The organism is Leptospira sanjuanensis (assembly GCF_022267375.1).
Lineage (GTDB): Bacteria > Spirochaetota > Leptospiria > Leptospirales > Leptospiraceae > Leptospira > Leptospira sanjuanensis.
In genome coordinates this window covers 1,382,731-1,395,100 of the sequence record NZ_JAIZBH010000001.1, presented here as the reverse complement: position 1 = coordinate 1,395,100, position 12,370 = coordinate 1,382,731, and the positions used below count along the sequence as shown (strand labels likewise).

Here is a 12,370-nt window from a genome sequence, read left to right as displayed (position 1 = left end):
TTTCCAATCAATGTGTTGGAATGGTATCGTTACATTCCAAGATCCATCAGGCTTTCATGAGAAATCTCAAATCAATTTCCAAAAATCACACCGCAAAACGCGGGACGTCGATTCTATTCTTTGGAATCGTTTTTTTAGGCGCGGCAATTCTAAGTTGTACACGTTTCAAAGTGGACAATTACAACTCTTATCTTTACGGAAGAATCAAGTTAGGCAGCACGCTCGCGGACATTCAGGCCAAAGTTTTGAACGGCGTTCCCACCAACCTCCCCCAAACCCTGCCCGTAGTTTCGAGCAAGATCTATGTTCCCGACTTCGAACAATCCTTATTGAAAGTATTCTCCACCGATGGAGAACTCAAATTCATCTTGGGAACGACAAAGGAAAAAGTCGGAGACAAATACAAACTGATTCCCGCAAAAATCGGAAAGATCGGACTCGTCGCGGTGAACGGCGACGAAGAGATTTATCTTCAATCCAGAACGGGAAAGGAAGAACAACCCAAAGTGGATCCCGCCAACGAAGATATCTTCCTAAAAAAGAGCGGATCGTTCGACACGGAATACAGAGAAGCGATTCCTTCCGCAATATTACATTTTTCGGATGCTGGAAAACTTTTGAACACGATCTACGTGGAAGGAATTTCGGGAACCACTCCGTTCGGATATATCGAACGGATGGAAACCGGAGAAGACGACCTCCTTTTCGTCTTTCACAGATCCGGAGGAGAAATGAAACTATCCGTGTATGACAACGGAACCCTTCTTCGATCGATCGGAGCTTCCAATTTTTCGGAAGTGATTTCCGATACGGAAACGGCGCAAGCGAGACTGGAAACCATTCTCCCTCATCCGGAAGGAAAATACGCCGTCGCATCGTTCAGCGTGTTCGATAAAAAGAATTCCAGATTCAAATCCCGCAAAATTTTCAAATACGACTTCGAAACCAAAACCGCGACTCCTCTGAAGGAAATCCAAGATCCTTCCGAGTCCCTGTATTGGATATTAAAAGATAATAATTTCTTTATATGGGAAACGGAAACCGAAGAGGAAAGTTCGATCCGCCTTCAGGTTCACGACGACGAAGGAAACCACGTCAACAACATCCGCCTGAACTATCTTCCGCCGAGAGGACTCTGGAGAGAAACCTGGATGGATCTAAACGACGAAATCTATTCCGCCAGGATCAAATCCGGTTATCTGGAAATCCATAAATGGAAATAAAGTTTTTCGAATATTCAGAATCTCTGTTTGACGATCGGGAAAGCGGAGATCTGGATCGAAAAACGATTCTCCAGTCCGGAATTTCCGGCTCTCACTTCATGGGCTTTGCAGCCCTTTCCATATACCAAAAATACAGAAAGAAAATACTCGAACACGACCGCGTTTTGATCCTCTGCGGAAACGGAAACAACGGAGGGGACGGACTTGGCGTTGCCTTCTTTTTGATCCAAGAAGGAATCTTTCCCGCGGTTTATCTCAAAGAAGGAGACTTGTCGGAAGAATCCGCGACCTACAAAAACGCATTCTTAAACGAGGGCGGACAAATTTTTCCTCTGGAGAATTTTTTGACCGAGGAATCGCGCTTTGGAAACGAAAGAATCTTTTTGATCGACGCGCTTCTCGGGACCGGTTTCCGCTCTCCTTTAAAACATCCTTTGGACGAGGTCGTCGCCCGGATCGAAAGAGTAAAACGCTCCGGCCAAAAGCGGATTTTTGTTCTAAGCGTCGACGCCGTATCGGGTTTTACGGAGGACGGAAGCCTTCCGTTCGAAGCGGACGCGTTAGCCGAAATCGGAATGAAAAAATGGAGAAACCGTTTTTTGCCGAGCAGAATAAAAAGAACGTTTCATCGGATCGGTTTCCCGAATCAAAACCTGCGAAAAGATTCGTCAATCCCCGCTCATTCCGAATCCGCGACAAATACGAATTCATCTTTCACGGGAAAAATTCTCTGGAAAAAAATCCCGAAATCCATTCTGAAAAAAACCTTAGAAAGAACCGAAGATTCCCACAAATACAAAAACGGATCAGCCGTGATCGTGGGAGGCTCGCAGGGAATGGCGGGAGCGGCGCTTTCTTCCTTGCTCGCCTTTCACGAGTTAGGCGGAGGGATCTCCCTTTTGCTGACGCCTTCCGAAAAAACGGTGCGAGCCGTTTTAAAAAAAGATCCTTCCCTGATGGTGAATACGATCCCCGAAACTTCCGAAATTCTTTCTCATTCTTTTGTAAAAAAAGCCTCGGTTTTACTTTTGGGACCTGGCTTAAAAACGGAAGAATGTCCCAAGCTTTTATTGCCCGAGGAAAAATTCTGCGTATTGGATGCGGGAGCGATTTTAGCATATAAGAATATTCGAATACACGAAAACGTTTTAATAACCCCGCATACGGGAGAGTTGGAACAACTCTTAGGAGCCAAGATAGAATCGATTTCGCACGGACTTTCCCTTGCAAAAGAATATGCGCGGAACTACGACGTGAATCTTTTGTGGAAACGGCATTCTTCCTTTTTGATCGAATCGAACGGGACGGTTTGGCTTTGGGAAAAACCCGAGCCGAAACTCGCCGTGATGGGAACGGGCGATCTTCTTGCGGGAATTCTTGCGTTTTACGGTTCCAGGGGGTTTTCCATTTCCGAAGCGGTTCAACTTTCGTTTTCTTTGCTGACAAAGGCCGCTAAGAAATCAAAAGGCTTTCCAACCGCGTCCGGAATCCGTAAACTACTCAAGGGAGGAATCTGACATGGGCGGTGGGTATCATTCACGTTCTCCGGAAGAATTCAGAAAATTCTTGGAAGAAAGCAGAAAACAATCCGGCGGGGGAAGATTTTCCAGAGTTCGTTTAATCTTTATCTTGAATTTGGTTTTGGTCGTTTTGGTGATCGGAATGGTCGCGAGAACGATGAACCCGAGCGCGTTTACGATTCAATCTTCCTCATCTAAAGTTAGAATGGAAGCTTCGACTTTGTATATAAAATCAAGCCGCGACGGCAAGGACGGCTTTCCTACCTTCTTTCTTTTTATGAAGAATGAGACCGAGACGGAAATCCGTTTTCCAGATCCGACATGGAAGTTTACGATTTTCTTAAGCGGTAAAGAAGGATTGAATTGCATCGACGCAATCTGGGAAGTTCCGGAAAGAACAATTCATCCGGGTAAAATCGAGTTTGCACGATTTCGAGCGAGCGACGTTACGATCGACTCTCTTCCCCCTGATTGTAAAATCAAATCCTCCGAAAATTTTTGGGAAAGAATTTTCAGAAGGACCGGAGGCAAAAGCGGATTAAAACTGGAAGTGACCGTTTCTCATAAGGAAGACAAACAGATTCTCTCGATCGAGAATTTATAAGAACGCTACCTTCCGCTTTTTGAAAGTGTTTTTTTCCGATGTGCAAGTTGTCGTTCCTCGCGGCGTTTAGGCGACATTCGTATATTTTTAGATGAGTAAAGATCCGTCTTGGTTGAAAGAATTATCTCTGATTTAGGCGACTGTCGTATATTTTTAGATGAGTAAAGATCTGCCTTGGTTGAAAGAATTATCTCTGATTTAGGCGACATTCGTATAAATCAGGGTATTACTTTACGAGTGTTATCGCGTTTTTGAATCGTCTTTCCTACAAATAGACCGATTCTTTTAAAGTTTAAACGGCATTAGACGTTTATACGAGAGTTGTATAAAAATCTCAAAGTCGATTGCAGAATCGCGAATTTCAACACATACATCATTCCGGAATGTATCGGAATATAGATGAAAAGTATGAAAGCCCGAATCGAAACATCAAAGAACTCGGAGCAAAATCAATACTTCTCCCAAAATTCAAAACGATCTTCAATCCGGATTTGCAGCTTAAGAAATGCGGTAGTCATTCCATCAAATCGCCAATGGACGTACAAAATAAAATTCAAACATCGCTAAGAGGACGACAAAACAACCTTCAAATCCCATATGGGCGATTCCGAATCCATTGATAACGGACCAATTCCAAACGATGATTCCAATGCAGACCATTGCCCATGAAAAATTGGCTGTTATCAAAAGATCGATTAAGAATTTCTTAAAGGGAATCCTTAAGACAAGCATTAAAACCAAGGTTCCCGAATAGAATCCATATACAAGATTGACGATCCCGGTAAAAAGAAAAACTTCATCTGTAAGCGAATACCAAGTCGCAAATGGAATCGGAATAAAAAGAAGAACAAGACCGGCAATCAATGCGGCGCCGCTATCGATCATAAGAATCGATCGGCTAAAAGATAAAGAATGATTTTTTACGTTCATGATTGTCTTACAATTTCAGGATTACCGATCCGAGGAGCAATTCGAATTTCAAAATAATAATTTATCGAGTTGTCATAACAAGCACGAATCGACATCTTAGTTTCGATTTCACGGCGATTCTCAATCTTTTGCGAATAAGTCTTTCTGCAAAATGAACACGATTCCGTAATTCATTCTTTAGGAATCCTTCAATATTCAGAATGACTCGTTTGCAGGCAGTGTGTCTCGAAGAATGAAAATCAAAAACGCGAGTAAATCAATCTAGAGAGGTTTTTATGGAAGCAAATTTCTGGCACCAACGTTGGGGAAAAAATGAGATCGCATTTCACGAAAAAGAAGCGAACCCGTTGTTAGTTGAACATTTTGAAAAGCTTTCTCTACCCGAAGGCGCACGCATATTCGTGCCTTTATGCGGTAAAACCTTGGATATTTCCTGGCTTCTATCCAAAGGATATCGAGTGGCGGGGATTGAACTGAGCAAAATCGCTATCGATCAATTGTTTTCCCAACTTGGATTGATACCGAAAATAACAAAGATGGGCGCCCTGGAACATTATAGTGCAGACAATATCGACATCTTTGTAGGCGACATTTTTCTCTTATCGAAGGAATGGCTCGGTTCAGTACAAGCCATCTATGATAGAGCGGCCCTCGTTGCCTTGCCGGAAGAGATGCGAAATCGCTATACAAATCATATACTCGACCTGACCGACTCTGCTCCTCAACTGTTGATTTGTTACGAGTATGATCAGAACTCGATGGAGGGACCGCCGTTTTCCATCAGCAACGAGGAAGTCAATCGACACTATAATGAAAAATATGATCTAAATCTGATCGTAAGCAAAGAAGTGATCGGAGGATTGAAAGGAAAATGTCAGGCGATCGAAAACGTTTGGTTACTGCAAACTCGATGACTGTTGGTCGGCGTCGAATCGGGGAATCCTCTCTTTTCTTCGATAAGATACATTCATCTTTCGCTAAGAATCTTACAAAACTCCCTTACACTTCCGTTTCCAACCCCGTTCCTGTTCTCTCAAATATTCGAATACAACGGAATCCGAATCTTTTCCCGAAAGGTAATCCAACAAAAAGCGATCGCCGACGAGCAATTCGATCGCGGGTCGATCGGATCGAAATTCGTACGCTCCCTCTCTGTATGCGAAGTCGTTCGGATATTCTTCCCTCAACATGCGGATCAACTTAAGAGAAAAGAAAAGGCTGTGAAATTTTTCGGGCTTCTTCAACAAGATCTGAAATCCGCCGCAGACTTCATCCTTGTGTTTGTGAAAAGTCGGTATGAATTTCAACGGACGCAAGGTGCAACTTTCATTTTGTGATCCTTCCAGAGCTTTGCGGATTCTATCGTTTTGTTCGTTGATGTAAGGCGCTCCGAACGTTTCAAACGGCCTCGTGGTCCCTCTTCCTTCGGAAAGATTGGTTCCTTCCAAAAGACATTGACCCGCATAAACGTAACAAGTCGAACGAAACGGAATATTCGGAGACGGGGGAATCCAAAGAAATTCGGAATCTTCTTTTGCGTACCAGCCTTTCTTTGCGACTTTGAGTTTCACATTTAAGGAAAATTCTTTTTGATAATACGAAAGTAGTTCTCCCGGCGTTAATCCGTGACGATGCAATACCGTTCTGACTCCGACGAAGGATTCGAATTCTTTTTCCAAAGGAGAACCTTCTACTCTTTCTCCCGCGGGGTTGGGCGAATCGAAAACGACGACTGAAATTTCCTGTTTTCCGGAAGAATTCCATTTCGCGATCTCTTCCAAAAAATAATACGCAGTGGTCAGAAAGGTATAATAACGCGCACCCACGTCCCGGATATCGATTACGATCAAATCCAAACCTTCGAGCGAAACGGAATCGGGCACGAGACTCGATTCATGATCCCCGTAAAGATTGATGAATTCCACTCCGTCCAGGGCGTATTTCAAATTCGATCCGGAAACCTGATCCTGAAGTTCGGCAAACAATCCGTGCTCGGGAAGAAATATTTTCTTTAAATCATATCTCTTACGTAGGGTTTGAAAATGATATTCCCCCTTCGGTCCGAAGGCGCTTTGATTCGTAACCATTCCGATCCTGGAAACGCGGAGCAGTTTTTCGATTTTATGATTCATTCTTCCCGTATGGTTTTCGGAAGGCATACGGAGTCAAGTGCAACGAAAAAAGATCCGATTCCCCGGGAGAATTCTCCCGTTTGCGTTTATACGAACTTCGTAGATTTTCAGAGGTCGGTTTTTTGATTCGGTTCGAAAAAAAGTGTTTTCTCCAAGGATAAGAAATAGTTTCTTTTTCATTTAACCCTCGATAATCTAATTATGGCATTTGATCCCTCAGTTCCACAACAACAAGCCCAAGCTCCCGCAGGAACCTTACTGTTTCCCGAAGGTTCTCCCGCAAATACTCTCAACGTGCTTCACAGTGGAACGGTTCGTTATCTGACCGAAGTTCCCGGGGGAAGAAAACTCGAACTTTTTAAACTGAGCGGAGCTAATTTAACTCCTGGATCGATGGCTCTTTTTACGAGCGGTCGATACCCGTTTCATCTTCAAGCCGAAGATGCCTGCGTCATTTCCACATACGCGATGAACCGCGACACGATCGGCAAGAGCGTTGGTTCCCGAGTCTCGTTGGGGCTCATGGTCGCGCGGACTCTTCTTCGCGAAATCACGGAACTTTTCAAAAAATCCAATCAGATCCGCAAGATCACTTCCGAAATCGAAAAGGTGAACGATAACCTTTCGATTCTTTATTATCAATTCAATCCGAACGTGTTTCCGGACATCAAACCGGGCGCTCCGATCCCCGAAGTTTCCGCGGATGTCGTGGATCCGGTGATGCGTCTTTGTCGGGAGAATTTGAAATTATTTTTTGACAACGGCGGTCTTTTACCGGACAGACCGAGTCCTCAGTTTTTGGAAGAAGAACACGAATCCCAACTCACGAGATTGTATCCCGAAGAGATCGATTTCCAAGACGGAGAATTCAACTTCATCCGAAAGCTCGTCATGCAAGACCCGAAAATTTTGAACGCTCTTTTTACGGCGGACCCAACGATGCTCGCCTATGTTTGTTCGAAACTTGCAAACGTATTGGAGCAGATTTCCGGGATTCTCAAATCATGTCTTTCCGATTTGGACGAGGCGTTTCGCCTGTTCTTTGTAGGCGAACAAAGTCTCGTTGAGAAATTTTATCTGATTCTCGACATTACTTCTTCCGGTTACGGAACCGCTCCGGCGGAATTCGTAGTACCCGTGTTAGGCGCCGTTGCAGGCAAGATCGAAAAATATAAGAACGGTCATCAAGCCCTATTCGGAGTTCCTGTTACAGGTCTTTCTCCGAACGCACAAGCGTTTCAATCCAAAGCGGGAGCGCTTGCAAAAAAACTGGAGGAAACGACTCCGAAAACCCAAGCACCGGTCGCCTCCGCAATTACGGCGGGCGTGGACGTGAATGCGATCCGCAAGGAACTCGACAACTCCGCTTCGGTTATCATTCAATTCTCCGGTCTGGAAGCGGAAAAGGTAAAGGAATTCTCCGCCTTGATGGTCAAGGTCAAGAGCTTAAAGAATCCTCTGGATCCAGAAGGGGACAACAGAAAGATTCGAAGAACACTCGGAAGACATTACTGGGATATGTATCAGGAATGTTTTACGAAGTACATGAATTCGAACCGAAACGTTCCGAAGCCGGTCGACCTGATGTTGAAATACGGATATTTCGACGAGACGATGGTGGACGATTCTCAAATCGCCTTTATGTACACGCATAAGGATCCGATGACTCCCGCTTCGGATATTCCGGTTTGGCTGGGAACGGAATGGCTGGAAAGAATTTATAAACGGGAGATCCCGACTTCTCTCGACGAGATGGGGCAGAATTTTTTCGAAAAGGTGAAGATGGAAAACAGAACCATCAACATCAAAAAAGAATCGGATATACCGCCGGAACTCGACAACCCGGACACAAGACTCAAATTCGAATTCGCCTCCCTTTACGAGGCCAACGTTAGACTCACTTCGGGTAGTCCCGCGACTCACTTCCCTATTTTAACCAAGTTTCACAGTCAAATGGCGATTGATAAATCGTACGTTTCCAAGAAGATTCTCGAAGACGTAGTTCACGAACTTCTGGCAGTTGACTATTCCATTTTCCACCGAGAAGTAATCTACAATAACAATGAGTTGGGAATTACGAAAGAATTCATTCAGAAATCGGTGATTCCTGATTTTATTCTCGTTCCCTCCATCGGAACCAAAGTGATGATGTGGCAGGATCTTTCGATTCACAGAGGAGCCGGTTCCAAAGAAAGTCCCGGAAGAATCGTTCTTCCGATCTTCGCGCAAGGCGATTTGAAAACGATGGTGGCGGATGCGCTCGCCGCGTTCCGCTGGGAGCTTACGAAGTCGATTCTCGGAGCGGAATGGAACAACGTCGGAAATCCTTCGATTACCGCGGATTACACGGACTACATTCAGTTTTTTAAAAAGAACAAGGATCTTTCGATCGAGATTAAGGAAAAGCTCGCATCCGACTTCAAACGTTTTAGAAACGACCGCGATATTTTTGCGAACGACTATCAGCTCTGGATGAAATACGAATCCGACGGGGTTCAACGTCTCAATAAGGTCGTTCGAGGAATTTTTTACAGACATATCCCGTTCAGTAAAGCGATTCGGGACAAGGTCGCTAAAACTCCTGCGTTCTCGGAGATTCACAACCGCTTCATCAATATTAGAAATCGTAAATATACGGAATTGGAAAACCGATACAAGAAGTATATGAACGCATTGGGAAGTCTGCCCGATCCGCTACGGGATAATTTAGAATTCTTCAAAGTTTAAAGAAGAAGACCGTTCGATTCCTTTTTAGAAGGGTCTCAATCTTTTTTTTCTTACGATTGTTTGTCGTTAGAATTGGTTCTTAGAGGAAGTTCCATCGTATTCACGAAAAACGTATGAGTTCCCACACTTCGCCCGGAGGAAGTTCCATCCTATTCACGAAAAATGTATGAGTTCCCACATTCTCCCGGAAAAGTTCCATCGTATTCACGAAAAACGTATGAGTTCCCACATTCGCCCGGAGGAAGTTCCATCGTATTCACAAAAAACGTATGAGTTCCCACATTCTCCGATAGAACGGAAAAAACGCGAAACTTAGATTTCTTCCAGAAGATACGGACGCGTATACTCCCGGATAATCTCCACGACAAAACGTCCCCAGCTCTTCGGATCGTGCTGGGAGATTTCGACCTGTTTGATTTTCGGAAAATACGGATTCGGTTTGAAAAGACTGTGTGAAAGTTCGATCGCGCGCAGATAATTATCGACCCGTTTTACTCGGACGAAATTCAACAGCTCGGATTGAACCTGACTTTGCGGAATATAACCGATGATGATGAGTTTCGGAAATAAGGACTTTTTCAAAAGATTGATGAACTCCGCAAAACTGTCCACACGATCGATAAATCCTTCGTAGGCTCCACCCCCGAGGTTCATGATCTGAGTCACGATATCCATCGTAAAGGAAACGCCTTCGGCGGAAGTCATATCGGAAATAATGACAATCCCTTCGTCGGGCTGAAAGGTTTTGAACATCTGAGAACCTTTGAATTGTCTTCTCAAAAGTTTCGCGGCGGAGATGTCGATCTCGGCGGCTTTCGCGAGAATCGTTCTTCCACCGGAATCCAGAATCGGCTCTCTCGTGATGATGTATCTTTTTTTGGCCGCGTTCTGGTTCATGACTCGAAACGCTTTGACCTTTTCCTCGATTTCGTCCAGAGAACAATAACCGATTTTTAATACGTTTTCCCTCGACCTTTTCTCTAACTCTGTATCTTCCATTTAAAGTATTAAGGACGGTGCGACTCGAATGACTCGAATTCGAACTGGATTCCCTTATCCCGCTTTATCATAACATTAAATTTATTTTGAACAACTCACTTCTCGATAAACGAGAAACAAGATTAAAACACTTGCGCCTTATTTCCAGTTTTTCTGAATGGAATCATGCGTCCGGAAACGGAAAATTCTTCCCGATTTCGCTTCTTTTTACGGATTGCGAAGATTCTTTCGGTACTGATTCTACTTTCCACTCTTTTTTCTTGCGAGTCCGTAGAATTTATCCCGGAAACGGTTTTACGAGAAGAATTCGGTTTTTCTCATAAAAGCTCCTGGAACGAAATCGAAATCCGAAATTCTTCCCCTCCGAAGCCTTACCGCACGTACGGTAAAATTATCATTCGCTCCTTTGCGAACGGAAGGGTGCCGGAATACTTGGTCACCGAGCTGAAAAAAGAATTATACGCAAATCATATGGACGGAGTAATCTTCACCGGCAGAGGAATCGTGAACGTTCCGCCGACCCTCGTTCAATCGGGGAACGGAGACGGGAATACGGTCGCCATCGGTTACGTCAACAACGAGATGGGTGTGATCGAAGGCGTGGCGTATCGTTATAAGGATAATTTTAGGTGAAGAATTTTATGGAACCGCAAAGTCCTCATTCCCCTTCTCCTCGAAAATTCAACAGCGAAATTTTTGTCGATTCCGAGGATCGCTGGATTTTCCGCGGAAACCGCATCGATCAAAAAGAGGTGCTTACTTACTTTCGTCAAAATCTTCGCGAAGACGAACTGGGAATCTTCATCGACAATCGTTTCGGAGAATTCGCGGAGAACGGTTATCTCGACTTGGAAGGATATCCGATCCATTTGGTCGCTTGCAGAGAATCGGAAGACACGTTAGTCTTCCTTTCCGAGTCCGAAGCCGCTTATACTTTGAAGGAATTGTATTTTGCCTTGGACAAGGATGGATGTCTTTTTGCGAAAACGCCGCATCATAAAAAGCTAAAATTCCGGCCGGATCGAAACTGTCTTTCGGATCTCAGTCCTTTTTTGGAGGAAACAAAAGACGGAACCGTGATTTGCTTTCGCGGGGAAAGAACCGCAATTCCCGAAACGGGAGAATCTCCGAAAGTTCCGTTACCTCCGGAATTCCGGTCGGCTTCGTCTCAAAACGACTGAGATGTTCAAGGAAATAGATTTGGGTTTTGATTCGATAAACAGGTTGGACCAAAAATTGCGCGGTAGTTCCCGCATTTTTGAGGAGTTCCAACAAAAATGCGAGTGAAAAATTCTTCTTGTATATAAGCGATTTTTCTGATAGAGGAAAATTTGCCGAGATTTCCCGCCCCCTCAAAACTCAACGCATTGCTACCTAAGGATCGTTCGTCACCCCACCACCCAAATTTTGGGCGGGGCCGCCTTTAATCACGGAGGATTGTCGGAACTTCTAAACAAGAATATCTCACTCCCAACAGGTCGTTCTTCCGGGCGCGTTAACTCAGCAGAACGCTTCCTATGGGGCGCGTTAACTCAGCAGAACGCTTCCTATGGGGCGCGTTAACTCAGCAGAACGCTTCCTACGGGGCGCGTTAACTCAGCAGAACGCTTCCTACGGGGCGCGTTAACTCAGCAGAACGCTTCCTATGGGGCGCGTTAACTCAGCAGAACGCTTCCTATGGGGCGCGTTAACTCAGCAGAACGCTTCCTATGGGGCGCGTTAACTCAGCAGAACGCTTCCTATGGGGCGCGTTCTAAATCGCCGAACCTAATTCCTCTTTGAGTTTTCTGGCTTCCTCGAAGTCGGGCTTGATCAAAATCGCGCGGTGCAGATATTGAAGCGATCTTTCCGGACGATTCCAAATCTTATACAATGTGGCAAGATTGTAGAGGGAAATATGCGGCGCGTCGTTGAGCTCGCAACGTAATGATTTTTTCAGCCAATACACTGCTTCGGTTTCCTTTCCGGCTCTTAAAAGAATGATTCCTATTTCGTTGCAGGGGTTTCCGTAGTTCGGATTCACTTCCACGGATTTGTAGAACTGCAGCAGTCCTTTTTCCGGGTTTCCTTTCTGATTCTCCATAAGCCCTAAAAAGAAATAGGCCTCGTGGTTTTCTTCGTTTTCCAGCGAAAGTTTGAATAGATATTCGGCTCTGTCAGAGTCGCCCGTTTTGTAAAAGTATTTTGCCGCTTCTAGAAAATCCGAAGGAGTAAAGTTTTCCAATTCCATAACCC

Annotated in this window: 11 protein-coding genes; 7 read left to right on the top strand and 4 right to left on the bottom strand. The window is 44.6% G+C overall.

All coding sequences use genetic code 11. The features are described 5' to 3' along the window. Positions 1–56: 56 nt before the first annotated feature. From LFX17_RS06240 to LFX17_RS06230, 3 genes are read left to right on the top strand one after another with little or no spacing between them, the layout of a single operon-like run. On the top strand, positions 57–1,223 hold the full coding sequence (locus LFX17_RS06240; protein ID WP_238731524.1) for an LIC_12708 family protein: 1,167 nt from the start codon (positions 57–59) through the stop codon (positions 1,221–1,223). Then, positions 1,214–2,740, top strand: a complete 1,527-nt coding sequence (locus tag LFX17_RS06235; RefSeq protein ID WP_238729478.1) for a bifunctional ADP-dependent NAD(P)H-hydrate dehydratase/NAD(P)H-hydrate epimerase — start codon at positions 1,214–1,216, stop codon at positions 2,738–2,740. The genes LFX17_RS06240 and LFX17_RS06235 overlap by 10 nt, the downstream gene beginning before the upstream one ends. A 1-nt stretch (position 2,741) precedes the next feature. Continuing rightward, positions 2,742–3,347 carry a hypothetical protein gene (locus tag LFX17_RS06230; protein WP_238729477.1) on the top strand — a complete coding sequence of 202 codons (606 nt, stop codon included), beginning with the start codon at positions 2,742–2,744 and terminating at the stop codon, positions 3,345–3,347. Between the two features lie 522 nt (positions 3,348–3,869). Here LFX17_RS06230 and LFX17_RS06225 read toward each other — a convergent pair. Next, the gene (locus tag LFX17_RS06225) at positions 3,870–4,277 is read right to left on the bottom strand and encodes a hypothetical protein (protein WP_238729476.1); all 408 of its coding nucleotides are present in this window, start codon (positions 4,275–4,277) and stop codon (positions 3,870–3,872) included. Positions 4,278–4,552: 275 nt separating this feature from the next. Here LFX17_RS06225 and tmpT point away from each other — a divergent pair, with 275 nt between their 5' ends. Further along, positions 4,553–5,191 carry a thiopurine S-methyltransferase gene (gene tmpT / locus LFX17_RS06220; protein WP_238745677.1) on the top strand — a complete coding sequence of 213 codons (639 nt, stop codon included), beginning with the start codon at positions 4,553–4,555 and terminating at the stop codon, positions 5,189–5,191. Between the two features lie 72 nt (positions 5,192–5,263). Here the strand turns inward: tmpT and LFX17_RS06215 are convergent, their stop codons facing one another. Then, positions 5,264–6,436 (bottom strand): DUF1343 domain-containing protein, encoded by a 1,173-nt coding sequence (locus tag LFX17_RS06215; RefSeq protein ID WP_238745675.1) that lies wholly within the window; start codon positions 6,434–6,436, stop codon positions 5,264–5,266. A gap of 174 nt (positions 6,437–6,610) precedes the next feature. Between LFX17_RS06215 and LFX17_RS06210 the strand changes: the two genes are divergently transcribed. Beyond that, the gene (locus tag LFX17_RS06210; protein WP_238745673.1) at positions 6,611–9,136 is read left to right on the top strand and encodes a cyclic nucleotide-binding domain-containing protein; all 2,526 of its coding nucleotides are present in this window, start codon (positions 6,611–6,613) and stop codon (positions 9,134–9,136) included. A 312-nt stretch (positions 9,137–9,448) separates the two neighbouring features. Here the strand turns inward: LFX17_RS06210 and LFX17_RS06205 are convergent, their stop codons facing one another. Then, positions 9,449–10,135: a hypothetical protein gene (locus LFX17_RS06205; RefSeq protein WP_118955279.1), complete on the bottom strand. Its 687-nt coding sequence runs from the start codon at positions 10,133–10,135 to the stop codon at positions 9,449–9,451. 165 nt (positions 10,136–10,300) lie between these two features. Here LFX17_RS06205 and LFX17_RS06200 point away from each other — a divergent pair, with 165 nt between their 5' ends. Further along, complete coding sequence (locus LFX17_RS06200; RefSeq protein WP_240009037.1) at positions 10,301–10,768, top strand: hypothetical protein; 468 nt, start codon at positions 10,301–10,303, stop codon at positions 10,766–10,768. Between the two features lie 8 nt (positions 10,769–10,776). Beyond that, on the top strand, positions 10,777–11,316 hold the full coding sequence (locus tag LFX17_RS06195) for a hypothetical protein (protein ID WP_238729472.1): 540 nt from the start codon (positions 10,777–10,779) through the stop codon (positions 11,314–11,316). Between the two features lie 572 nt (positions 11,317–11,888). On the opposite strand, the gene LFX17_RS06190 is transcribed toward LFX17_RS06195, so the two are convergent. Continuing rightward, the gene (locus tag LFX17_RS06190) at positions 11,889–12,365 is read right to left on the bottom strand and encodes a tetratricopeptide repeat protein (RefSeq protein ID WP_238729471.1); all 477 of its coding nucleotides are present in this window, start codon (positions 12,363–12,365) and stop codon (positions 11,889–11,891) included. Between the last annotated feature and the right edge of the window lie 5 nt (positions 12,366–12,370).

Excerpts from the sequence above, each read along its gene's own strand:
- LFX17_RS06225 (WP_238729476.1), bottom strand. The coding sequence starts at position 4,277 with ATGAACGTAAAAAATCATTCTTTATCTTTTAGCCGATCGATTCTTATG.
- LFX17_RS06210 (WP_238745673.1), top strand. The coding sequence starts at position 6,611 with ATGGCATTTGATCCCTCAGTTCCACAACAACAAGCCCAAGCTCCCGCA.
- LFX17_RS06200 (WP_240009037.1), top strand. The coding sequence starts at position 10,301 with ATGCGTCCGGAAACGGAAAATTCTTCCCGATTTCGCTTCTTTTTACGG.
- LFX17_RS06235 (WP_238729478.1), top strand. The coding sequence starts at position 1,214 with ATGGAAATAAAGTTTTTCGAATATTCAGAATCTCTGTTTGACGATCGG.
- LFX17_RS06190 (WP_238729471.1), bottom strand. The coding sequence starts at position 12,365 with ATGGAATTGGAAAACTTTACTCCTTCGGATTTTCTAGAAGCGGCAAAA.
- tmpT (WP_238745677.1), top strand. The coding sequence starts at position 4,553 with ATGGAAGCAAATTTCTGGCACCAACGTTGGGGAAAAAATGAGATCGCA.
- LFX17_RS06195 (WP_238729472.1), top strand. The coding sequence starts at position 10,777 with ATGGAACCGCAAAGTCCTCATTCCCCTTCTCCTCGAAAATTCAACAGC.
- LFX17_RS06205 (WP_118955279.1), bottom strand. The coding sequence starts at position 10,135 with ATGGAAGATACAGAGTTAGAGAAAAGGTCGAGGGAAAACGTATTAAAA.
- LFX17_RS06230 (WP_238729477.1), top strand. The coding sequence starts at position 2,742 with ATGGGCGGTGGGTATCATTCACGTTCTCCGGAAGAATTCAGAAAATTC.
- LFX17_RS06240 (WP_238731524.1), top strand. The coding sequence starts at position 57 with ATGAGAAATCTCAAATCAATTTCCAAAAATCACACCGCAAAACGCGGG.
- LFX17_RS06215 (WP_238745675.1), bottom strand. The coding sequence starts at position 6,436 with ATGCCTTCCGAAAACCATACGGGAAGAATGAATCATAAAATCGAAAAA.